The organism is Brevibacillus nitrificans, from assembly GCF_003710965.1.
GTDB classification, from domain to species: Bacteria; Bacillota; Bacilli; order Brevibacillales; family Brevibacillaceae; genus Brevibacillus; species Brevibacillus centrosporus.
Genome location: NZ_RHHU01000003.1, coordinates 238,477 through 262,453, shown reverse-complemented (window position 1 = coordinate 262,453; position 23,977 = coordinate 238,477). Strand labels below are relative to the sequence as shown.

General features: G+C 50.3%; 23 protein-coding genes. All 23 read right to left on the bottom strand.

The window, feature by feature from the left end:
* Positions 1–927, bottom strand: a complete 927-nt coding sequence (truB, locus tag EDM59_RS03200) for a tRNA pseudouridine(55) synthase TruB (protein ID WP_122922298.1) — start codon at positions 925–927, stop codon at positions 1–3.
* The gene (locus EDM59_RS03195; RefSeq protein WP_122922297.1) at positions 920–1,915 is read right to left on the bottom strand and encodes a DHH family phosphoesterase; all 996 of its coding nucleotides are present in this window, start codon (positions 1,913–1,915) and stop codon (positions 920–922) included. The genes truB and EDM59_RS03195 overlap by 8 nt, the downstream gene beginning before the upstream one ends.
* Entirely contained in the window at positions 1,899–2,270 is a 372-nt protein-coding gene (gene rbfA, locus EDM59_RS03190) for a 30S ribosome-binding factor RbfA (protein ID WP_092266704.1), read from the bottom strand. Before rbfA ends, EDM59_RS03195 begins: the two co-directional genes overlap by 17 nt.
* 23 nt (positions 2,271–2,293) lie before the next feature.
* Positions 2,294–2,575, bottom strand: a complete 282-nt coding sequence (locus EDM59_RS03185; RefSeq protein ID WP_092266703.1) for a DUF503 domain-containing protein — start codon at positions 2,573–2,575, stop codon at positions 2,294–2,296.
* A complete protein-coding gene (gene infB, locus EDM59_RS03180) occupies positions 2,575–5,115 on the bottom strand; it encodes a translation initiation factor IF-2 (RefSeq protein WP_122922296.1) in 2,541 nt (846 codons plus the stop codon). The genes EDM59_RS03185 and infB overlap by 1 nt, the downstream gene beginning before the upstream one ends.
* A gap of 22 nt (positions 5,116–5,137) precedes the next feature.
* Positions 5,138–5,437 (bottom strand): YlxQ family RNA-binding protein, encoded by a 300-nt coding sequence (locus EDM59_RS03175; protein WP_092266701.1) that lies wholly within the window; start codon positions 5,435–5,437, stop codon positions 5,138–5,140.
* Entirely contained in the window at positions 5,434–5,724 is a 291-nt protein-coding gene (rnpM, locus tag EDM59_RS03170) for an RNase P modulator RnpM (protein WP_055747015.1), read from the bottom strand. Before rnpM ends, EDM59_RS03175 begins: the two co-directional genes overlap by 4 nt.
* Positions 5,725–5,726: 2 nt before the next feature.
* A complete protein-coding gene (gene nusA, locus EDM59_RS03165; protein ID WP_122922295.1) occupies positions 5,727–6,818 on the bottom strand; it encodes a transcription termination factor NusA in 1,092 nt (363 codons plus the stop codon).
* A 42-nt stretch (positions 6,819–6,860) separates the two neighbouring features.
* Positions 6,861–7,319, bottom strand: coding sequence for a ribosome maturation factor RimP (gene rimP, locus EDM59_RS03160; protein WP_092266699.1), 459 nt, complete (start codon positions 7,317–7,319; stop codon positions 6,861–6,863).
* Between the two features lie 167 nt (positions 7,320–7,486).
* Positions 7,487–11,791 carry a PolC-type DNA polymerase III gene (locus EDM59_RS03155; RefSeq protein ID WP_122922294.1) on the bottom strand — a complete coding sequence of 1,435 codons (4,305 nt, stop codon included), beginning with the start codon at positions 11,789–11,791 and terminating at the stop codon, positions 7,487–7,489.
* Between the two features lie 100 nt (positions 11,792–11,891).
* Positions 11,892–13,637 carry a proline--tRNA ligase gene (locus EDM59_RS03150; RefSeq protein ID WP_183192852.1) on the bottom strand — a complete coding sequence of 582 codons (1,746 nt, stop codon included), beginning with the start codon at positions 13,635–13,637 and terminating at the stop codon, positions 11,892–11,894.
* A gap of 110 nt (positions 13,638–13,747) precedes the next feature.
* Positions 13,748–14,830, bottom strand: a complete 1,083-nt coding sequence (gene ispG, locus EDM59_RS03145) for a flavodoxin-dependent (E)-4-hydroxy-3-methylbut-2-enyl-diphosphate synthase (protein WP_092266696.1) — start codon at positions 14,828–14,830, stop codon at positions 13,748–13,750.
* 49 nt (positions 14,831–14,879) lie between these two features.
* Complete coding sequence (gene rseP, locus EDM59_RS03140; RefSeq protein ID WP_122922292.1) at positions 14,880–16,151, bottom strand: RIP metalloprotease RseP; 1,272 nt, start codon at positions 16,149–16,151, stop codon at positions 14,880–14,882.
* Positions 16,152–16,177: 26 nt separating this feature from the next.
* The gene (locus EDM59_RS03135; protein ID WP_122922291.1) at positions 16,178–17,338 is read right to left on the bottom strand and encodes a 1-deoxy-D-xylulose-5-phosphate reductoisomerase; all 1,161 of its coding nucleotides are present in this window, start codon (positions 17,336–17,338) and stop codon (positions 16,178–16,180) included.
* A gap of 36 nt (positions 17,339–17,374) precedes the next feature.
* Positions 17,375–18,160, bottom strand: a complete 786-nt coding sequence (locus EDM59_RS03130) for a phosphatidate cytidylyltransferase (RefSeq protein WP_122922290.1) — start codon at positions 18,158–18,160, stop codon at positions 17,375–17,377.
* Between the two features lie 17 nt (positions 18,161–18,177).
* Positions 18,178–18,948: an undecaprenyl pyrophosphate synthase gene (locus tag EDM59_RS03125; RefSeq protein ID WP_122922289.1), complete on the bottom strand. Its 771-nt coding sequence runs from the start codon at positions 18,946–18,948 to the stop codon at positions 18,178–18,180.
* Between the two features lie 67 nt (positions 18,949–19,015).
* On the bottom strand, positions 19,016–19,573 hold the full coding sequence (frr, locus tag EDM59_RS03120) for a ribosome recycling factor (protein ID WP_092266691.1): 558 nt from the start codon (positions 19,571–19,573) through the stop codon (positions 19,016–19,018).
* 2 nt (positions 19,574–19,575) lie between these two features.
* Positions 19,576–20,298 (bottom strand): UMP kinase, encoded by a 723-nt coding sequence (gene pyrH / locus EDM59_RS03115; RefSeq protein ID WP_092266690.1) that lies wholly within the window; start codon positions 20,296–20,298, stop codon positions 19,576–19,578.
* A 158-nt stretch (positions 20,299–20,456) separates the two neighbouring features.
* Positions 20,457–21,344, bottom strand: coding sequence for a translation elongation factor Ts (gene tsf, locus EDM59_RS03110; protein ID WP_122922288.1), 888 nt, complete (start codon positions 21,342–21,344; stop codon positions 20,457–20,459).
* A 116-nt stretch (positions 21,345–21,460) separates the two neighbouring features.
* On the bottom strand, positions 21,461–22,168 hold the full coding sequence (rpsB, locus tag EDM59_RS03105; RefSeq protein WP_092266688.1) for a 30S ribosomal protein S2: 708 nt from the start codon (positions 22,166–22,168) through the stop codon (positions 21,461–21,463).
* Positions 22,169–22,411: 243 nt separating this feature from the next.
* Positions 22,412–23,056, bottom strand: coding sequence for a DNA polymerase III subunit gamma/tau (locus EDM59_RS03100; protein ID WP_122922287.1), 645 nt, complete (start codon positions 23,054–23,056; stop codon positions 22,412–22,414).
* Positions 23,049–23,573: an RNA polymerase sigma factor gene (locus tag EDM59_RS03095; RefSeq protein WP_122922286.1), complete on the bottom strand. Its 525-nt coding sequence runs from the start codon at positions 23,571–23,573 to the stop codon at positions 23,049–23,051. Before EDM59_RS03095 ends, EDM59_RS03100 begins: the two co-directional genes overlap by 8 nt.
* 39 nt (positions 23,574–23,612) lie before the next feature.
* On the bottom strand, positions 23,613–23,951 hold the full coding sequence (locus EDM59_RS03090) for a hypothetical protein (protein WP_122922285.1): 339 nt from the start codon (positions 23,949–23,951) through the stop codon (positions 23,613–23,615).
* Positions 23,952–23,977 lie beyond the last annotated feature (26 nt).

The following is a 23,977-nucleotide window of genomic DNA, read 5'->3' as shown; positions in this document are numbered from 1 at the left end:
TTACACCTCGGAAGGAAAGACTTTTTCTGCTTTGGCAAAGAGGCCTTTTTCCCCACGGCAGACGCGGTGAATCCCGAGCAGTTCATTCTCTGAAAAGAGGCAAATCAGGCTGCCTTCTTCAACCTTGACACCTGGCAGTGCCGTAACCAACCCATTTCGCACTGCCCGAACGCGCTCCGGCTTGACCTGAAAAGCTGGCATGAACGACATGGCTTGTGGGATCGAGACCAAATGACGGGAAAGGTCTTCCCCGTTTGCAGCCTGCTCCTCCAGTGCCTGGAGAGGGATTGCTTCCCCTTCTGTGAACGGGCCGCTCTTTATTCGCCGCAGCAGCTTCATATGGGCAGGATACCCCAGTACGCGCCCGAGGTCAACACATAAGGTACGCATGTAGGTGCCTTTCGAGCAGGTGCAGGTAAACGAAACGTCCACAACACCATCGCCGTCCGAAATATCGTGAAGAGTCAGCTCATAGATGGTCACTTTTCTGGATTGCCGCTCAATTACGGTGCCTTCTCTCGCTAGATCATACAGTCGAACCCCGTTGACTTTGACTGCGGAGTACATCGGCGGCACTTGATCGATCTCACCGAGAAAAGATTGGAAGAGCTCTTCCACCCGTTCTTTTGTAATCGAAGCCGTATCGACTTCTTTCTGCTCAATGACTTCACCGGAAGCATCTTCGGTAGTCGTAGAGGAGCCAATGCGCATGACCACATCGTAACGTTTGGGAAGCTCCTGTAAATACTCGACAAGCCGCGTAGCCTGCCCCAGGCAGATCGGAAGCACTCCCGTCACATCCGGATCGAGGGTCCCTGTGTGCCCTACTTTCTTGGTTCCGTAGAGTCGGCGGATTCGCGACACGCAATCGTGCGAGGTCATTCCGGCCGGCTTGTCCACTACAAGCACACCGTTTACGTTACTCATTGCTGTTCACTCCTAATGCTTCTCCCAATGCAAGCCATACTTTTGCTTTTGCGTCCTGCAAGGAGCCCCGAATCGTGCATCCTGCTGCTTTGGCATGACCGCCGCCGCCCAGCTGCTTGGCGATCGCCGATACATCCACGCGATCACGTGCACGCAGACTCACTTTCACAGCGCCTACTTCAGACTCTACAAAGGAGACGCCTACTTCTACGCCTTCGATGTTCCGGCAGTAGTTGACCAGCCCTCCTGTGTCGTCACGACCAGCCCCCGCCTGTGCGAAGTCTTCCAAACGCACCGTAATGGAAGCCACCAGGTTTTTATGAGACATTTCCAGCGATTGCAGAGCAAGTCTCAACATTTTTACGTGAGCCAGCGTGATTTCTTCCAAGCAGCGCTCAGCGACCTCACCCGGCTTGACTCCGTAACGCAGCAGCTGCGACGCAATTTCCATTACATGGGGGGACGTATTGGAATAGCGGAAGCCTCCTGTATCCGTCAAAAGACCCGTGTAAATGCACAGAGCCAGTTCTTCATTGAAAGTGACACCTGCTGCCACAGCTACGTCATACAAAATTTCTGCCGTAGCTGCCGCATCCGTACGAATCAGGTTCATGCTGCCAAAGCCATCATTCGTCGGGTGGTGATCGATATTGAGCAAGGCAGCTCCTGAACCAAATAAAGACCGTACATCGCCCATCCGAGACTCATCAGCACAGTCTACGGCGATCACGGCCTCAAATGTTTCATCCAGTGGCTGCGTCGAAAGGTTTCGCAGCTGTTCAAAACGCGGTAAAAAGTTAAATTTCACCGGTGTTTCCCCTTCGTTTACAACCACGTACTCTTTACCTAACTGCTCGAGAATCATGACAACTCCAAGCGCAGAGCCTGTCGCGTCCCCGTCTGGATTGACGTGAGAAAGAACCAGGAAGCGGTCATGCGATTGCATGAATTGTGCCGCTTCCTCCACAGCATTACGATTTGGCTTCATCCTGTTTTCCCTCTTCAGTGGAGATTTCCCGCAGGATTGATTCTATTTTACTGCCGTAGTCGATCGACTCGTCCAGTTTAAATGTAAAATCAGGAATGTGGCGCAGCTTCACGCGCTTGCCGATTTCGGTTCGCAGGTAGCCTTTTGCTTTTTGCAATCCAGCCAAAGATGCTTTACGCTGCTCCTCACTTCCAAAGATGCTGACATATACCTTCGCCAACTGCAGGTCGCTGCTCACTTCCACATCTGTAACGGTAACAAAGCCGATACGCGGATCTTTGAGGCCTCGCTGCAAAAGCATGCTCAGCTCTTTCTTGATCTCTTCCCCTACTCGGCTCATCCGTGTCTTGTTCATGTTCTTCACCTCCGCTGGCTGTACTAATCGTAGTATTCCGTATCCGCCTGAATCAACTCCACATCAGGGTGGTTTTCCACGAAGCGGATCACGGTCTGAACCTCTTTTTGCAAAAAGGACATCTCATTAGCAACGGCAGCGATACCCAAAATGGTACGCTGCCACTGCTCGGGGTAAGCCATCTCAGATGCGGAGACATTGAAGCGGTTCCGCATCTTTCCAATCAAGCTCTTGACGATGGCCCTTTTCTCTTTCAAATTTTGACAAGCGGGCAGAAACAGTTCGATCTGCACACTCGCAATCATTATTGTTTCACTTCCACCATCACGAAGGCTTCGACGACGTCGCCCACTTTGAGATCCTGGAAGCGCTCCAGTGTCAGACCGCACTCGTAACCTGCGGCAACATCCTTCGCATCATCCTTGAAGCGTTTCAGGGTATCCAGCTTGCCTTCGTAAATCACGATGCCTTCACGGATCAGGCGAGCACCTGCATCGCGGCTCAGCTTGCCTTCTGTAACGTAGCAACCCGCGATGTTACCGACTTTGGATACTTTGAATACTTCGCGAATCTCAGCTTGACCGATGATGTTCTCTTTGTAAACGGGATCCAGCATCCCTTTCAGAGCTTGCTCGATCTCTTCGATTACGGTATAGATGACACGGTGCAGACGAATGTCGATCTTCTCTTGTTCGGCCATGTTGCGCGCATTTGGCTCAGGACGAACGTTGAAGCCGATGATGATCGCGTTGGATGCATTTGCCAAGGTCACGTCGGACTCGGTAATGGCACCTGCACCTGTGTGAATGATTTTCACACGCGTACCGTTTACATCGATTTTTTCCAAAGCACCACGGAGTGCCTCGACAGAACCTTGTACGTCTGCTTTCACAATCAGGTTCAGCTCTTTGATGTCGCCTTCCTGAATTTGTTGGAACAGGTCGTCCAGAGATACGCGTGCACTTTCACGACGCTCGGATTCACGCTGCTTCGATGCACGAGCTTCCCCGATTGCACGAGCTTTTTTCTCGTCTTCGAAGACGCGGAACTGATCCCCTGCTTGAGGAACATCATTCAAACCAGTGATTTCTACTGGAGTGGATGGACCTGCTTCTTTCAGACGACGGCCTTTGTCGTTTACCATGGCACGTACGCGGCCATACGCAGAGCCTACTACAATTGGATCCCCTACACGCAGCGTACCTTGCTGAACCAGGATGGTCGCAACTGGTCCGCGGCCTTTATCCAGCTCAGCTTCCACAACAGTACCACGGGCACGTTTGTCTGGGTTTGCTTTGAGCTCTTGTACCTCGGATACCAGCAGGATGTACTCCAGCAGTTCCTCGATACCTGTACGCTGTTTCGCAGACAATGGAGAGAAGATCGTGTCGCCGCCCCATTCCTCGGCAACCAGTTCGTACTCCGTCAGCTCTTGCTTGATGCGATCGATGTTCGCCTCTGGTTTATCCACTTTATTCACAGCAACGATGATCGGTACATTCGCTGCTTTCGCGTGGCTGATCGCTTCGATGGTTTGTGGCATCACACCGTCGTCAGCTGCCACTACGAGAATCGTGATATCTGTAATTTGGGCACCGCGAGCACGCATGGTAGTAAAGGCTGCGTGACCAGGAGTGTCCAAGAATGTGATTTTCTTACCTTTGATTTCAACCTGGTAAGCACCAATATGCTGGGTAATACCGCCAGCTTCTCCAGCTACTACGTTTGTAGAGCGGATCGCATCCAGCAACGTTGTTTTCCCGTGGTCAACGTGACCCATGATCGTAACAACTGGCGGGCGCTCCATCAAGGTTTCAGGAGCATCTACTTCTTCCAGTGTTTCAAAGTTGGTCTCGTCGATGATGATTTTTTCTTCCACTTCTACGTTGTACTCCGCGCAGATGAGTTCGATGGCATCTTTCTCCAGGTATTGGTTAATCGTAGCCATGATACCCAAATTAAACAACTTTTTGATGATTTCCGCAGGTTCCTTGCGCAGTTTTAGCGCCAGCTCGTTCACTGTCAAAGAATCTGTGAACGTGATTTTTGTTGGTGGCTCCAGCACTGGACGCTGTTGTTTTTGTGGTGCACGGTGGTTGTTGCCTCTGCGGTTGTTCTGGTTGCGGTTGTTTCCTCCGCGGAAAGGCTGATTTTTCTTGTTGTCTTCAAACGTTTTTTGCGTTTGTGGACCTTTTTTGATCTTCTCGCGTTTTTCTATACCTACGTTGGTTGGGAGTTTCACTTTATCTTCAAAGTCTTCTCCGGCGCGAGTTTCAGGCTGAGCATTTGCAGCGTTTGCCGCATTTGCAGTCTGATTTTGTGGGCGTTGCTGATTTTGTTGCGGTCTTGGCGGTCGTTGCTGTTGATTTTGCGGCTGTGGTTTACGGTCATTCGGCTTTGCGGGTTGACTTCTCATATTGTTTGGTCTTCTCTCCTGATTCTTCCCCTGATTTTTTCCATTTTGAGGACTCTGCTGATCGGGCCTGTTTCCAGCCGGACGATTGTTACCTAGGCTGTTACCACCGCGATCACGGTCGGCCGGGCGTTCAGCTTGTGCTTGCTGCCCTGGCTGCGACTGGGGACGGGATTGTCCTCTGGCTTCATTCTGGCGACGTTGATCGTCTGTTTGTTTCGGTCTTGCCTCACTTGGCACGGAGCGCTGTTGTTCTGGCTTGGAACCGCCAGCACGCAGCTTCGCCATGTGATCCTCGATCTTTTTGATCGTGCCTTCTTCCATGATACTCATATGATTTGCAACTTCTATATTCAAGCGCTTTAGCAAATTGAGGATTTCCTTACTGCTCATGTTGTGTTGTTTGGCATATTCATACACACGTGTCTTCAAATGGACTTCACCCTTTCCTAAGTTAGGTGAGCAGACGCTGAATGCTTTCAGCCAACTTCCCATCAGTTACCGCCACTGTGACCCGTCCATCTTTCCCAATGGCACGGCCCAGCTCATGTCGGTCCCCAGTGGTAACACACGAAACACCGTAATAGGAACATTTATCTCTCATTTTTTTGGCAGTATTGTCAGATGCATCAGCCGCGAGCAATACCAGATGAGCCTGACCGCTGCGTATGGCAGCGAGTACCTGCTCCTCACCGGTAATTACTTTTCTTGCTCGCATGGCAAGTCCGAGCAATTGCGCAGCTTTGGGAATCATTGCCCCATCATCTCCAGCCATTTTTCACGAAATGCATCGTATTTCTCCTGAGTAATGGACATATTCAGTGCACGCTCAAGCACTTTTTTCCATTTCCCCGAGGCGAACGCATCTGGCTTCAGACAGCTATCCTGACGGCAGACATAAGTCCCACGTCCAGCCGCCTTTCCAGTCAGATCAATCACGATCTCCTCTTCAGGCGTCCGAACCACACGGATCAATTCCTTTTTCGGAAACATTCCTTGGCAAACGATGCACTTGCGTAAAGGGATTTTTTTTTGCTTCATGATTATTCGATGTCCGCCCCTTCATCGCCCTCTACTGCTTTTGGATAAGCGATGCCTTCTTGGTCTGCCTGGGACTCACTCTTGATATCGATTTTCCATCCAGTGAGCTTGGCTGCCAGACGTGCATTTTGACCGCGCTTGCCAATCGCCAAGGACAATTGGTAATCAGGTACAATGACACGGGTCACTTTCTCAGCCACGTTCACTTCTACGTGGAGAACTTTTGCAGGGCTAAGTGCGTTTGCCACATACTCAGCCGGATCCTCGGACCAACGAACGATGTCGATCTTCTCACCTTTAAGCTCGGTTACGATCGTCTGCACGCGCATTCCTTTTGGACCTACGCACGCTCCGACTGGATCCACGTCTGCATTGATGGAATGGACGGCAATCTTGGAACGGTCTCCCGCTTCACGAGCGACAGATTTAATCTCCACGACACCATCGTAAATTTCTGGAACCTCGAGCTCAAACAGTCGCTTCAGCAAACCTGGATGTGTACGAGAAACGACGATTTGCGGTCCCTTGGTTGTTTTTTCTACCTTGATGATATATGCCTTCACGCGGTCTTGTGACTTGAACTCTTCGGATGGCATTTTTTCCGTGATCGGCATAACCGCTTCCGCTTTGCCCAGATCGATATAGTAATTGCGTGCATCCATACGCTGAACAACACCTGTTACGATATCGTCTTCGCGCTCGATAAACTCGCTATAAATCAATCCGCGCTCTGCTTCGCGAATGCGCTGTGTCACGACTTGCTTTGCCGTTTGAGCAGCAATTCGCCCGAAATCACGAGGAGTTACTTCAATTTCAACAATATCCTCAAGACGGAAATTCGGATCGATTTCTTGTGCTGCTTCCTGAGAAATCTCGAGGCGTGGATCCAGTACCTCTTCCACTACATTTTTCCGCGCATACACGCGCACGGTTCCCGAATGACGATTTACATCCACCCGTACGTTTTGGGCCGAATTAAAATTTCTTTTGTATCCAGAGATCAGTGCTGCTTCGATTGCCTCAATCAGTACGTCTTTGGTGATGCCTTTTTCTCTTTCAATGGCTTCTAGAGCCTCGATAAAATCGCCGTTCATGACTTTCGTTGCCTCCTCCTTTACTTACCACCGGCCAGACTATTAAAAGACGATTGCCATACGGGCCGTGTCAATCTGCTCCTGTGTAATTACGTACGTCTTTTTCGCTTCCTTAACTGTCAACTTACCGTCCTCAAAGGATATGAGTTCGCCCTCGAACACGCTTGCTCCTTCTATTGGCTCTTTTGTTGTGATGTGAACGTGTCGACCGACAGCCTTCTCGAAATCTTTGTCTTTTCGGAGAGGGCGTTCTGCACCAGGCGAAGAAACTTCCAAGAAATATGCAGTAGGGATCGGATCCACTTCATCTAATATTTGGCTAAGCTTCTCGCTGACAAGGGCGCAGTCATCGATGTCGATGTTGCCAGTTTCATTGTCGATAAACACGCGAAGAAACCAGTTGCTGCCTTCCTTCTTGTACTCAATATCAACTAGTTCCAGACCCAATTCGTCAACAATGGGCGTGACCAGTTCGGTGACGATGTCCGTTACCTTGCTCAAGCAAGTACCTCCTTCTCGTATGAACCCTGAGGTGTAACCAGAAAGAAAGAGTGGGTTTCCCCACTCTCGATCTGTCATGCGTATAAAACCAGTATTTCCAAAAAAATTATAGCATAAGCGCCCTTCCCTGACAACCTTTGGATGAGGGCCCCCCTCTTGACACCTGATTAGAACAAGGACAGCTGGTTGGATTCAGGCAAGCCTTTGAGAGCTCCTTGCTCCTCCAAATACTCCAAAATAGTCTTGGAAATCTTGGAGCGAGACAGCAGATCCTCCTTGGAGAGGAACTCGCCTTGCTGCCTTGCTTCCACGATACTGAGGGCAGCGTTGGTACCCAGACCCGGCAGCGCATTAAACGGAGCAATGAGCGAATCTCCGTCGATCAGGAAGCGTGTCGCATCAGAGGCGTACAGATCCACATTGGCAAAACGGAAGCCGCGCTCGACCATCTCCAGGGCCATCTCCAATACGGTCAGCAGCGCCTTCTCTTTCGGCTGAGCGTCGTGTCCTTTGCCCTCGATCTCCTCGATCTTCTGGCGAATAGCCGCAGAGCCTTTCACCATCAACGGGATATCGAAATCATCCGCCCGTACTGTGAAGTAGGTCGCGTAAAACTCCAGCGGGCGATGCACCTTAAAGTACGCGATCCGTACCGCCATCATGACATAGGCAGTCGCGTGGGCTTTCGGGAACATGTATTTAATCCGCTGGCAAGACTGGATGTACCATTCAGGAACGTTGTTATTGCGCATCTCTTCCTGATCTTCCTCCGGCACGCCTTTTCCTTTCCGCACCGACTCCATGATCTTGAAGGCACGGGAAGGCTCCAGACCTTTGTAGATCAAATACACCATGATGTCGTCACGACAACCAATTACATCAGGAAGCTTACATGTTCCATTGCGAATCAAATCCTGTGCGTTGTTCAGCCAAACGTCCGTTCCGTGTGACAGACCCGAAATCTGAACCAGCTCGGCGAACGTGGTCGGCTTCGTATCCTCAAGCATCTGACGTACGAATTTGGTGCCGAACTCTGGAATCCCCAAAGTCCCCATATTCGTCCCGATTTGCTCTGGCGTCACACCCAATGCTTCCGTGGAACTAAAGATCGACATCGTCTTCTTGTCATCAAGCGGGATCGTTTTTGGATCCATGCCCGTCAAGTCTTGCAGCATCCGGATGACTGTCGGATCGTCGTGTCCCAGAATATCGAGTTTGAGCAAGTTGTCATGAATGGAGTGGAAGTCGAAATGCGTCGTGCGCCATTCCGATTCATTGTCATCAGCCGGAAACTGGATCGGACAGAAATCTTCAATTTCCATATAGTCAGGCACTACAATGATCCCGCCCGGGTGCTGACCTGTCGTTCTTTTTACACCTGTGCAGCCGTTCACGATCCTTGAGACCTCTGCATTTCGCAGTGTCATCTTGCGCTCATCGGCGTATTTTCGCACATAGCCGTAAGCGGTTTTTTCCGCGACCGTACCAATCGTTCCGGCACGATAGACATAATCGGCTCCGAAAAGCTCCTGCGTGTACTTATGCGCTCGCGGCTGGTAGTCACCGGAGAAGTTCAAGTCAATATCCGGTACCTTGTCTCCTTTAAAGCCCAGGAACGTTTCGAACGGAATGTCCTGCCCATCTTTTTCGTAGCTTGTGCCACAAGACGGACATTCTTTGTCTGGCAAGTCGAATCCGGAAGCAATCGATCCATCCGTGATAAATTCACTATGCTTGCAGTTCGGACAACGGTAATGCGGTGGCAGAGGATTTACCTCGGTAATGTCGGACATGGTCGCGACAAAGGAGGAACCTACCGACCCCCGTGAACCAACCAGATAGCCGTCTCGCAACGACTTTGTCACCAAGCGCTGGGAAATCAAATAGATAACGCCGAACCCATGCTTGATGATACTGGTCAATTCTTTTTCCAGTCGATGCTCTACCAACTCAGGCAGCGGATCGCCATAGAGCCTTTTTGCTTTGTCATAGCACATTTGCCGCAGCTCATCATCGGCTCCTTCGATGACGGGTGTGTAGAGCTTGTCTGGAATCGGACTTACATCCTCGATCATATCTGCGATCGCATTCGTATTTTTTATAACGACTTCGTGTGCAGTCTCTTCCCCGAGGAAAGAGAACGCCTCCAGCATCTCGTCTGTCGTATGCAAATAAAGTGGAGGCTGGTTTCCGGCAGTTGGGTCCCCTTTGGAAAGCAAAAAGACATCTCGGAAGATTTCATCCTGCGGGTTGAGGAAATGCACGTCCCCCGTAGCGACTACGAGCTTGCCGAGCTCCTTTCCCATCTGGACGATGTTTCGGTGGTACCCTTTCATCGTCTCGAGACTTGGGATTTCCTCGTTGCGCAGCAATGGCGAGTAATGGGCGATCGGCTGCAGCTCCAGGTAATCGTAGAACGAAGCTACTTCCTTCAGCTCCTCCGGCGATTTCCCGCGCAAAATGGCCTGCATCAGCTCGCCGTCCTTGCACGCCGTACCGATCAGTAGACCGTCCCTATACTTCGTCAGCTGACTGCGCTGGATCCGCGGCCATCTATAGAAGGTTTCGACGTGAGAGCGACTCACCAGCTTGTAGAGGTTTTTCAATCCCTCTTTGTTTTTCACGAGGATCGTCGCATGGAATGGACGACCGCTTTTATAGTCCGCTTCTGCATTGCTCTGTTCATTCAACTGCGCCAACGTCTTGATCTGCGCTTCCTTGATGTCTTTGAGCATCTGCTGGAAGATATGCGCCAGTGCAACCGTATCATCCAACGCGCGGTGAGCATTGATCAGCTCTACATTGAATTTTTTTGCGAGACTGCCCAGCCGATAGTTGCGCATACCTTTGTACATCATCCGCGCAAGGGGCAGCGTATCCAGGAAGGCATTGTTCCAAGGCTCCATGCCGATCCGTTTCGCGCAGGCATTGATAAACGCCTTATCGAACTCGGCGTTGTGAGCGACCAGAATCGCATCTCCGGTGAATTCCTTAAACTGGCGAAGCACGACATCCAGGGTGTCCTTGCCGCGCAGCATCTCATTGGTAATCCCCGTGATCTCGGTTGTTTTCGGTCCGATCTCCAGCTGCGGGTCGATCAGCTCCGTCCACTCTGCGACAATCTCGCTCCCTTTCATCTTCACCGCAGCGATTTCGATAATGGTATGCTCGGCTGCATTCAAGCCCGTCGTCTCCGTGTCAAAGACAACGTATTCTGTATTCTCATCAATCGGGATGTTGTTATCTGCCGTCAAATTGTAGACGATATCAATCCCGTCCTCGATGACGTACGCTTCCATCCCCAAAATGCACTTGATGTTATTTTTCTTGGCCACTGAATAAGCTTCCGGAAATGCCTGTACGACTCCGTGGTCGGTAATGGCAATCGCCGGGTGTCCCCATTTCGCCGCTGTAGAAACGAGCGATTTCACGGACGCTACCGCATCCAGAGCACTCATTGGTGTATGGCAATGCAGCTCAACCCGTTTTTCTTCTGCCGAATCTCGGCGTACGACTTGCTCGATCTGATTGAGATCGTTCGCATTCATCACCAGATCGCGAATGAACGTATCATGCTGTACGCTGCCTCGCACCCTGACCCACATGCCATCCTTCAGTGCCTCCAGCATCTTGACGTCTTCCTTGTCGCGGGAAAACATTTTGACGGTAAGCGAATCTGTGTAGTCAGAGATGTTAAAGGTAAGCAAATGGCGACCGCTTCGCAGCTCTTTTACTTCCACGTTGAAGACGGCACCTTGGATGACAACCCGGCGCTCCTCATCCTGAATCTCACAAATCGGAATAGGGGCATCCTTAATTTCATACCCCATCATGAGCGTCGTAATGGCTTCTGTCTTATCAGCAGACTTGGCCTCCTGCGCAGCGGCAGTCATAACGACCTCGACTAGCGCTCTCTCTTCCTCACTGCGCTGTTCAACGAAAGCCTTGTACGCTTCATCACTCTCTTCCTGATGGAACGTAAAACGCGGAGAGGTGTCGGTCGTCTTCTGAAAAACGGCGAGCAGCTCACTGTCTGCTTTCTTTCTTTTCGCCACTTCTACCGTCATATCGGTAGGCAAGTAGATTTTTACTTCTTGCTGCGCGATCTCTTTTTTCGCTGTACGCATCGTGACAGCCAGTGAATTCAAGGCCGGCTCGACACGTGCAAGTACAACATCCCAGTACTCATTTACAATTTGCTCCAAAGGTGGTTTCTGCCCATATCGAAAACTGGCATCTACTTTCGCCAGATGGGAAAAGGTCTGCGTCAGCCTTTGTGTGAACGCATGAAAGACCTCCGCAGGCAGCATCCTGGGAAGCGTAAAACGAAATACCCACTCACGATTTTGCTTGTACAGCTCCAGCTTATCAATCTGTCCGTCCTGAAAAAAACGTTCCACCCATTCTGCGGGAAGCTCCATTTGCTTCACCAGCAGGGCGAACCGTTGCTTTTGCTCTTGTGTACGGTCCACGGCTTTCCCACCCCCTAAAACAAGAAAAAGAGGCACTCCCGTTACATCAGGGGAGTACCCCGTAAATTTCGACAAAATCCCTCTTTATTCCTGCTGTCAATTACACTCCGAACAGTTCGGCTCCCGTGCGGTCAACGCGTGCCAGCAAAGCTTTGACTTCGCTCGCGATTTCGTCCAGCTTGACATGAACGGTCTCCCCGGTTTTCCGTACGCGAATTTCTACAGTGCCTTCCTCTGCAGCCTTGTCGGAAACCGTAATGCGCAGTGGCAATCCGATCAGGTCAGCATCCTTGAACTTCACACCTGCGCGCTCAGGGCGGTCGTCAAACAATACTTCCACGCCTGCTTTGCGCAAAACTTCCGTGATTTGTTCGCTGGTCTGACGTTGCTCTTCTACTTTAACATTGACCGGAATGACATGCACGTGGAAAGGTGCTACAGCTACTGGCCAAATGATCCCATTTTCATCGTTGTTTTGCTCGATGACTGCTGCAATCGTACGGGATACCCCGATTCCGTAGCAGCCCATGATCATGGGCTGGCTTCTTCCGTTTTCATCAAGGAAGGTAGCACCCAGCGCTGTCGAGTATTTCGTTCCGAGCTTAAAGACATGGCCGACTTCTACACCACGGGCAAACTTGATCGCTCCGCCAGTACGTGGGCAAACGTCTTCTTCCGTAATATTGCGAAGGTCAGCATAGCGGGATACCGTGTAATCGCGACCTGGTTGAACATGTTGAATATGGTAGTCTGTTTCGTTAGCCCCTACGACACCATCGAAAACGTCTTGGACGTTGTTGTCCGCGATGATTTCCACTTTTTCGCTGTCAAGGCCAACGGGTCCAACAAACCCTGCTGGAGCACCTGTTACGGACAAGATATCCGCTTCTGTCGCCAATCCAACGATGGATGCATCGTACAGATTTTTCAGCTTTACTTCGTTTAGCTCGTGATCTCCACGAACGAGTACCATGACCAGTTTGTCGTCTACCTTATAGAGCAGGCTTTTGACAATTTGCTTCGCTTCGATCTGAAGCGCTTTTGTCAATTGCTCGATCGTTTTGACACCAGGGGTATGCAGTTTTTCAGGCGCCGGTGTTTCTGTCGCAGGCTTCGCTGCTGGCTGGTAAACGACTTCTGCCTTCTCCAGGTTTGCGGCAAAATCGCCTTCTTCGGAGTATGCAATGGTGTCTTCACCGATGTCACACAGAGCCATGAATTCATACGTGCCTTTACCGCCGATGGCACCAGCATCTGCTTCAACTGCGCGGAAGTTTAACCCAACGCGAGTGAAGATGTTGGTATAGGCATCGTACATCGCCTGGAAGTTGCGATCCAAGCCTTCCTGAGTCGTATCAAAGGAATACGCATCCTTCATGATAAACTCACGGCAGCGGATCAACCCGAAGCGAGGGCGAACCTCGTCACGGAACTTGGTTTGGATTTGGTAAAGGTTGATCGGCAGCTTTTTGTACGAGTTGATTTCATCACGCACCAGGCTGGTGATGACTTCCTCGTGGGTCGGCCCCAACGCAAAGGAACGGTCATGACGATCGCGCAGACGAACCAGCTCTGGTCCATACACATCCCAACGACCGGTTTGATGCCACAGCTCTGCTGGCTGCATAGCTGGCATTAAAAGCTCTTGACCGCCAGCGTTGTTCATCTCTTCACGCACGATGGCTTGGATTTTGTGCAGGGTGCGGAGTGCGAGCGGCAGGTAGGTATAAATACCGGATGCCAGCTGGCGGGCCATACCGGCACGGAGCAGCAGCTTGTGGCTGGCAATCTCCGCATCAGCAGGCACTTCCCGCAGGGTAGGAATCAACATTTGGCTTTGCTTCAACACGTGCGTGTCCTCCTTAATGCTTATAAAAACCCTCTACCGCGGCCTGTGACCATCAGTAGCGGAAAGTTTCACTGCGCTCATACTCGTGTAGATTCGAAGCGATCGACTTACCCTACATGCGTAGGCTTTTGTTCGCCGACCATTTCGTTGATTTCTTTCATCAACTCTTCAAACAGTTCGGTTTCTTTCACTTTCCGAACAATTTCGCCATTACGGAAGATCAATCCTTCTCCGTTACCACCCGCAACGCCTACATCAGCCTCGCGTGCTTCACCTGGTCCGTTTACGGCGCAGCCCATCACAGCTACTTTCAAAGGAACCTTCAAGGTAGAAATCGCATCCTCTACTTTGGTAGCCAGCCCGATCAGATCAATCGCGCAGCGTCCGCAGGAAGGGCAAGCAATAACTACGGGATCGTTGTTCACGATGTCCAAGCTGCGCAGGATTTGTTTCGCCACTTTGATTTCTTCTACAGGGTCAGCCGTCAAGGATACACGGATCGTATCGCCGATTCCCATCGACAGCACGGTACCAATCCCCACAGCCGATTTGATACTGCCAGAGAATTGCGTTCCCGCCTCGGTAACACCGACATGCAACGGGTAGTTGCGTTTTTGTGCCATCAGGGAATACGTTTGGATCATCGTTGGAACATCGGAAGACTTCAGCGAAATGACAATGTTGTCGTAGTTCAAGTCTTCGAGAATTTCCACGTGGTCCATCGCGCTCTCTACAATCGCTTCAGGCGAAGGATAGCCGTATTTTTCAAGCAATCGCTTTTCTACAGAACCCGAGTTGACACCAATTCGGATCGGTACATTGCGCTCGCGGCATGCTTCCACTACTCGTTTCGTCTTTTCCTTGGAACCGATGTTCCCCGGATTGATCCGGATCTTGTCGATTCCGCTCTCAAGTGCAATCAGTGCGAGCTTATGGTCGAAGTGAATATCCGCAACGAGCGGCAGCGGGGACCGCTCCTTGATCTTTTTAATTGCACGTGCAGCGTCCTCGTTAATGACGGCCAGACGAACGATCTGGCACCCTACATCGTGCAATCTCTGGATCTCGGCCAACGTTTTCTCCACATCCCGCGTATCCGCAGTGGTCATGGATTGAATGACTACGCTTTTCTGACCCCCGATTTGTACGCCTCCGACAAATACCGGTTTCGTCTCCTCGCGCTTGTACATTTTGCACCATCCTTCATTTTGTCTGTATTCGTTCTAGTAAGTGAGTACGTTATTGAAAGAAAAACCGTTGCAGGTCATTCCATGTTACCACCAAAATCAAGAGCATCAAGAATGCAAATCCAAGGAAGTGTACCATCCCTTCCTTATGCGGATCGATCGGACGGCCACGCAGAGCTTCCACAGCCAGAAACGCCAGACGTCCACCATCCAATGCAGGAAGCGGGAGCAGGTTGAACAATCCCAGGTTGATGCTAAGGACAGCCGCCCATTTCATCAAAATCGCGATACCTTGCTGCGCAAACTCACCCGTCATCTTAAAGATGCCGACAGGTCCGCTCAAATCATTAATTCCTACTGAACCCGTAAAGAGCATTCCCAGGCTTTTCAGGATCATCATCGTAAAGTCATAGGTAGATGACGCTCCGTACTTCAAGACTTCCCCAGGAGCGTATGTCAACGAGTTTGTCACCATGATTTTCCCAACGTTATTCTCATCTTTCCCTACCTTCACCGGAACCGTATGGCGCTGGCCACTACGCTCGTATTCGAAGGTCAATTCCTTCCCGGGAGATTGACTGACGATCTCCACGATCTCTTTCCAGGAAGCGACTGGCTTTCCTTCAATAGAGATGACTTTGTCGCCCTGAAGCAAACCAGCTTGGGCAGCAGGACCGCCTGCTCTCACTTCGCCGAGATAAGGAACGTCTTTCGGAACTCCGTAAATCAGTCCAATGGCGACAAATAACAGAAAGGCCAGAATAAAGTTGGCAGCTGGACCTGCGAAAATGGCCCAAAAGCGCTGAGATACCGTCTTTCCTTTAAACTGTCTGTTCAGTGGGGCAATCTGAACCTCTTGTCCATCCTTCACCAGTTGAGCTTGTGGATGCACGGAAAACGTACGCTGCTCTCCGCCAATATCAAGCGTCAGGTTCAGTGCGTGTTCCAGATCAAAGCTTACAACTGTACCGGAAATCGCTCGTGCTGAGCCGGTGCCTGGCCCATCCAGGAGGATATGTGTTACCTTTCCCACCGCATCTCGCTCCACACCGATTTCCATATGCGGTTTCAACATATCCATCTCAGGGTCTTCACCTGCCATACGGACGAGTCCGCCGATTGGCAAAAGGCGAAGCGTGTATTCCGTTTCTCCCCGCTTGACACGGAAAATTTTGGGTCCCATGCCGAGTGCAAACTCACGGCAAAGTATTCCCGCTCTTTTTGCGAGCAGGAAATGTCCAAGTTCATGCACAAAGACGAGTACCCCAAAAACGATTACTATCGCGAGAATTGATCCAACGGAATCCAGATTGGGAAGAGGCAATTGAACAGCCACCTTTCATTCAGTATCTAAAGCCCTACCGTATACAAATCCGACGCGAAAGAGCGCGCCCAACGATCTGCTGCAAAAATCTCTTCCAATGTCGGATGGTTAACTCCCTGGTGAGCTTCGCAGGTTTTTCTGACAATGGTTTCAATCTCGAGAAACCGGATTGCGCCTTTCAAAAAGAGGTCAACGGCTACTTCGTTGGCTGCATTCAAGACAGCCGGATGCGTGCCGCCAGCTTTTCCACAGTCATATGCCAATTGTAGCAGAGGATAGCGCTCAAAATCCATGGCAGCAAAGTGAAGAGTGCCGAGCTTTACGAGATCGAGTGGCTCCGAATCCAAATTCATTCTCTCTGGATAGCTGAGCGCGTACTGAATGGGAACTCTCATATCAGGTGTTCCCAGCTGGGCCATGACTGCCCTGTCCTTGTATTCTACCATAGAGTGAATGATGCTTTCATAGTGCAGGATGGTGTCGATCTGTTCATACGGCAAATCAAACAACCAATGTGCCTCGATCACTTCAAAACCTTTGTTCATCATGGTAGCCGAATCGATGGTAATTTTCGCCCCCATGCTCCAGTTTGGATGCGCGAGCGCCTCAGCGACAGTCACATTCTCCAATTCCTGGCGGCTGACATGACGAAAAGACCCTCCTGAAGCGGTCAAGATGATGCGAGAAACATCCTCCCTGCGCTCTCCCTGCAAGCATTGAAAAACGGCTGAATGCTCGCTGTCGACAGGAATAATGGTCACCCCTTTTTCCTTCGCTGCCTTCATCACGACGGGGCCAGCGCTAACCAGTGTCTCCTTGTTCGCGAGGCCAATCGTTTTTCCCGCTTCAATCGCAGCTAAGGTAGGGGAAACTCCGACACTACCGACAACAGCCGTCATCACGAAGTTTGCCGACTCATGCCGAGCCACCTGCTCGAGCCCTTCTACTCCATAAACGATCTCGGGCATAGCTGATCCTCCGAGACGTTCCGCTAGCGCTGCAGCAGCTTCAGCATGGGCTACAGAGACAAGCTCTGGCTGGAACTTTTTCACCTGCCGAGCCAGCAAGTCCACATTCGTTCCTGCCGCCATCGCTACCACTGAGAATTCCCCTGGATGCTGTTCGACAACATCCAGGGTGCTCGTGCCGACAGAACCAGTGGACCCCAAGAGTGCTATTTGTTTCACTGAATTCACCCTCTATAATTCTTTATGCGCCAGGTCTCAGACGATTCCTAGTAGATGCAAAACCGGGAAGACGAGCAGGAAGCTGTCGAACCGATCAAGCACACCGCCGTGCCCTGGGATCAGCTGACCGGAATCCTTCACACCAAAATGACGCTTCAGGCCGGATTCCACCAAGTCTCCCAGCTGTCCGATGATCCCTGCTACCACTGCAATCAGAAATGCTTGAAGCATATCCAAGCCGCCAAAGATGGCGTTCACTGCAAGCACCACGACTATAGAAGCCAAAAGTCCCCCCAAGGAGCCCTCGATCGTTTTGTTTGGACTAATTTCTGGCCACAGCTTTCGTTTCCCGATCGCTTTTCCTACAAAATAAGCCCCGGAATCCGTCGACCAAATTCCGAGAATGACGAGTACCGTTAGCATCAATCCGTCCGGAAGATTGCGGGTAGCTGCCATATAAGTAAAACCAAAGCCTATGTATAACGCCCCCACCAATGTAAGGGCGATGTGTTCGATATGAAACTGATTTTTCCGCAAAACGGAGTAAATCAATAAAAGCAGAAGAACTGCTATCATCAGATCCGGCGTGCTGATGGTAAGCCAGGTGGAAAAAGAAAGGGACGGCCAAAGAATGCTGATCATCAAAATGTATCCGAGTATGCTTGCGATGCTCCATGGCTGAAGGCCCGCCATCCTCATAAATTCAAAATGGCCAATCACGGCCAAAAGCAATACCAATAATGAGTACCAGCTTCCTCCCAAATAGATCAAAAGGAGAAAAGCGGCCCCACCAATTAAGCCTGTTATTATACGTTGCTTCAACAGATTCCACCTCTCGGCTATACCGCCCCGTAGCGACGAGCTCGACCTTGGTACTCCACTATCGCTTGATAAAAGTGTTCACGGGAAAAATCTGGCCAAAGCACATCCGTAAACCACATTTCAGTGTACGCCAATTGCCAGAGCATAAAGTTGCTCAAACGAATCTCTCCACTTGTGCGAATCAAGAGGTCTGGATCGGGGATTTCGCTTGTATACAGGTAACGGGAAATGACTTCCTCATCCAATTCCTGCGGGTCAAGTTCCCCCGCTTTTACTTGCGCTGCAATCACCGAAAATGCTTTGACAATCTCATCACGTCCACCGTAGTTCAAAGCAAAATTCAGCTGTAGTCCTCGGTTGTCATGTGTTTTCTCTTCCGCTTCAAGCAATGCCTTTAATGTGTGAGAAGGCAGTTCATCCTTGCTTCCCAACATGCGAATGCGAACATCTCGTTCAATCAATTCATCCAATTCTGTCGACAAAAATTCCTGCGGAAGCTTCATGAGAAAATCCACTTCGTCCCGCGGTCGCTTCCAGTTCTCGGTAGAAAAAGCGTACATCGTCATATAGCGTACGCCGATCTCGTCAGCCGCTTTGACGACTTCCTTTACCGTTTTCATTCCTGCTCGGTGCCCGGCGACCCGGGGTAAACTGCGCATGTTGGCCCATCTTCCATTCCCGTCCATAATCACTGCAACATGCTCCGGGATTTTGCCGGAGAGGTCCAGTTCTTCCTGCACGGTTTGTTTTTCCTTGCGGGTCCATTTGCGCGCTAGATGTTCTAACATAAAGTGTTCCCCCGTAATGAGAGATATAGACGTACATCCCCCTCACTGAGAGGGGGATTCCCTTGAATTACACTTCCAAGATGTCTTTCTCTTTATCCTTAACGACTTTGTCGACTTCTGCAATAAATTTATCCGTCGTTTTTTGTACCGTTTCTTGATGGCGACGAGATTCATCTTCGGAAATGGTTGCTGCTTTTTCAAGCTTCTTGATCTCATCGTTAGCGTCGCGGCGAATGTTGCGAATCGCTACCTTGGTTTCCTCACCGCTCTTGCCAGCCAATTTCACCAAGTCTTTGCGACGTTCTTCTGTCAGTGGCGGGATGATCAAACGAATGATCACACCGTCGTTGCTTGGCGAAATACCCAAGTCCGATTGCTGCAGAGCGCGATCAATTTCTTTCAGAGCCGTTTTGTCCCAAGGCTGAATGGTGAGCATGCGAGGTTCAGGGACACTCACGTTAGCCAACTGGCTAATCGGCGTCGGCGTACCATAATAGTCAACCATCACACGATCCAGCATAGCAGGGTTTGCACGTCCTGCACGCAGAGTGGACAGGTCTCTTTTCAGATTCGAAATCGCTTTGTTCATGCGATCTTCCATGTCTTTGATCACGGATTGTGCCATAATTATTCCCCCTTCACCAGAGTACCGATCTTATCGCCCATCACTGCCCGGCGAATATTGCCTTCTTCGGAAATGTTAAAGACGATCAGCGGAATATTGTTGTCCATGCACAGACTCGATGCTGTGGAATCCATGACACCCAGTCCTTTGTTCAGGACTTCCAGGAAAGTCAAACGATCGTATTTCTCCGCATTCGGATCGAGGCTTGGGTCTGCAGAATAAACGCCGTCCACTTTATTTTTTGCCATCAGGATAACTTCAGCTTCAATCTCGGCTGCGCGCAAGGCAGCAGTTGTATCCGTAGAAAAATAAGGGTTTCCAGTACCAGCAGCGAAGATAACGACACGCATTTTTTCCAAATGGCGAATCGCGCGGCGGCGTATGTATGGCTCTGCCACTTGTCTCATCTCAATCGATGTTTGTACACGAGTCGGGACATTCACTTGCTCCAACCCATCCTGCAAGGCGAGTGAGTTCATGATCGTGGCCAGCATGCCCATGTAATCGGCAGTTGCACGATCCATCCCTTTGGAGCTACCGGAAAGTCCGCGCCAGATATTGCCTCCACCGACGACTACTGCAACTTGTACTCCCAATTCTACGATTTCCTTGATCTGGTTCGCTACGGAAAAAATGACCTTCGGATCAATCCCATATCCTAAGTCTCCCGCCAGTGCTTCCCCACTCAACTTTAACACAACCCGTTTATAGGCAGGAAGTGGCATGTGAAAACGGCCTCCATTCATGAATCATTCTCTGTGCATCGTCAGCATTCCTTCTGACATTGTATCTGCACATTGCTTTTTACGTGCATGAGAGTTTCACTTGTAGTGAAACTCTCGTTTTGAAAATAGGGAACACGGAGGTGTTCCCTATATCCTTATTATTGCTTATTTACTTGCGCCATTACTTCAGCAGCGAAGTCTTCTTGTTTTTTCTCGATACCTTCGCCCACTTGGAAACGAGCGAATTCTTTCAAGGTAGCACCTGCTTCTTTCAGCAGAGCAGATACTTTCTTGTCTGGGTCTTTAACGAATGGCTGTTCAACCAGTACGTACTCTTCGAAGTACTTGGAGAGACGACCTTCAACCATTTTTTCAACGATATTCGCTGGCTTGCCTTCAGCCAATGCTTGGTTTTTCAGAACTTCGCGCTCACGATCGATTTCGTCTTGGGAAACTTCATCGCGGTTTGCAAAGCGTGGGTTAGACGCTGCAGCATGCATGCCAAGGTCTTTTGCCAGTGTTTCGTTTTGCGTGCCTTCCAATGTAACCAGAACGCCGATACGACCACCCATGTGCAGGTAAGCACCGAAGACGCCGTTGTCGGATTTCTCGGAAAGGAAGAAACGACGGAAGGAGATGTTTTCTCCGATTGTGGAGATTTTCTCATTGATTACGTGAGCCAGTGTTTCGCCAGCGCCTTTGAAAGGTTGCTCCAAAGCTTCTTCAACCGTTGCAGGACGTTGGGTTACAACGTGCTCAGCGATGTCTTTTACGAGTGTTTGGAACTCAGGGTTTTTCGCTACGAAGTCTGTTTCGCAGTTTACTTCGACAACAGCAGCTACGTTACCCGCAATTGCAGTTGCAGTCAAACCTTCCGCAGCAATACGGCCGGATTTTTTCGCCGCTTTCGCGATACCGCGTTCACGGAGCAAGTCAATTGCTTTTTCCATGTCGCCGTTAGTTTCTTCCAGCGCGCGTTTGCAATCCATCATACCTGCACCTGTACGCTCACGCAGTTCTTTAACTGTTTGTGCACTAATTGCCATTGAGTTAACCTCCTTGGATTGTTACGTTCTAAGTATAGGGTTGGTTACATTGTGCTCATTTGTTAAAAAAGGATGGACGGGGTTCTGACACCCTCAGTCCACCCTCATACACTTGCTTACGCAGTTGTTGTGGCTTGTTCTCCGCCTTGGTTGCCTTCTTGCAGGGCATCTGCCATTTTCGCAGTCAGCAGTTTAACAGCGCGAATTGCGTCGTCGTTACCTGGGATTACGTAGTCGATCTCGTCTGGATCGCAGTTAGTATCTACGATTGCAACGATTGGGATACCCAGTTTACGAGCTTCTGCAACAGCGATGCGCTCTTTGCGTGGGTCGATGACGAACAGTGCGTCCGGCAGTTGATCCATGTGAGCGATACCGCCGAGGAATTTCTCCAGGCGATCCATTTCTTTGCGAAGAACGATAACTTCTTTCTTCGGCAATACTTCGAACGTACCATCTTGTTCCATACGCTTAAGCTCAGCGAGGCGAGCTGTACGTTTTTTGATGGTAGTGAAGTTAGTCAAGGTACCACCCAACCAACGTTGGTTGATGAAGTAGTGACCTGTACGTTCTGCTTCTTCTTTAACGGATTCTTGTGCTTGTTTCTTCGTACCTACGAAGAGCACTTTACCACCGTTTTGAGCGACTTCACGTACAAAGTTGTACGCTTCCTCAACTTTTTTTACGGTTTTTTGCAGGTCGATAATGTAGATTCCGTTACGTTCGGTGAAGATATAGCGAGCCATTTTCGGGTTCCAACGACGAGTTTGGTGACCAAAGTGAACACCAGCCTCGAGGAGTTGTTTCATCGAAATTACTGCCATATTTCACACCTCCTTAAAAGTGGTTTTTTTGTGATGCTACCTCCGCCACACCGCATCTTCCAAGCAAAACTGCCTGAGGCAGCACCGTTGCTGGAATTGGTGGACGTGCGATTTCAACACCGTAAATGAATATATCATATGAGACTTTCAATTGCAACAAACAGATTCCATTATTTTCGCACTAGAAAACTTGACTGCGCCATATGATTTGGCGGAGCCTTAGTTGCTGTAAAAAACTCCGCCTCATTTCTGGGGCGGAGTCGTAATAAGTTTGACGATATCTGCTGCCGTCGCAGGGGTAGTAATCTGATAGGTTCCCACACGGATCCGATTTAGCTTGTCCTGGCTTCGGAGCTCTTCCACCAGCGTGTTGTCAGGCGGCAGGATGCCTTCCGCTACGAGCTTTTTGGCCACACCCTCTGCCGTCGCTTTGTATGGAACCGTAAAGGAAATCTGCTTTTTAACCACAGGCGTTTCCACATTCGGCTGAACCGGGCTCTTCACCTGCTCAGCCGGGGTAGTCGCCCCATTAGTCGGACTCGTCGTTTGTGGAATCGTCGTTTGCACACCAGAAGCTGGCAGATTAGGTGATGCCGGCTGTGTAGAAGTTGGACTTTGCGGCTTGACCGTCTGGCCCGCTCGAGGTGTCGCAGGAGCTTTCGGTGCTTCGGGAGCAGGCTTCACATTGACTTTTTTCTCTTGCTGCCACTGCTCATACTCTTCCTTGCTCAACACGACCATTTCCAATTCTTCGGCTGCCTTTTTGATCTGCTCAGACGAAAGAGCCTTCTGCACGGAAGGCATCTGCTTGGTCTGAAACCAGCCTGTCGCCGCTGCGGCCACAATCATACCGGCACCAAAGCCGAGTAACAGCTCCCGTTTACGCATCGGCTGTCCCTCTTTCTTTACGCGCAGCCAAGGCAAAGATCAGGTCGATTTCTCCTCTTCCTGCGCCCATGCGTTTGGCGATCTCATCCGGAGACAGCCCTTCCCTGTGCAGCTCAAAGACTCTGCGATATCTCTCTCGCAAAGCCAGCATGTCTACGTCGTTCATTTGTTGCGTTTCATTATTCATAAGAGGAGCGTCCAACACGTCTATCGTTGGAGCTTGGAGCGCCTTCGCCGACACTTCCTGGCTTTCTAATTGTTCGATTCGCTTGCGCAACGCATGAATTTCTCCAAGCAGCTCTCCCTGTACGATCTCGATCTGAGAAAACAGGTAGTCCTTGTCCTGTTTGATCTGCTTTCCAAGCAACTGCCATTTTTTATCGACCTCTGCCTTGTCCGCGGTGCGATGTGTCAGTTCAAAAGAATCGGATTCATTCGTTTGCTTTCCTTTTAAAAAGAAGGAAATGAATATACAGACAAATCCGACTCCGATCAAGATGAGATACACTACGTCCATGATGGCCACCTTTGTTTCTGGCTTTTTATACTTCTATCCTTATAATGATATATCGATAAAGCGACCGCGCAATGGGTCACGCATGGATACTTGCTTCCTTTTTACGTCGTCGTCCGCTTCTTCTCCCTCTGGACTTGCGGAAGACATATCGGGGTCTTGCTGCTTATTCTTTGACTTTTGCTCTCGCTCACGAATCCTGTTTTTTTCGGTATGCGAAACATCTGTCGGGCGCTGTCTCATCTGTTGATCGAGCTGGCTACGCTCCTCCATGAGGGATTGCTGCTCGTGGACGCTCCGTTGAAGCAGCTGATCCTGAATCCGTGTGACTTCGAGCGTACGTGGCAAGGCAACTTGCAGTTCCACATTCTTCAAGCTCATCGAAACCCAGCTCCCTTACACGGCCT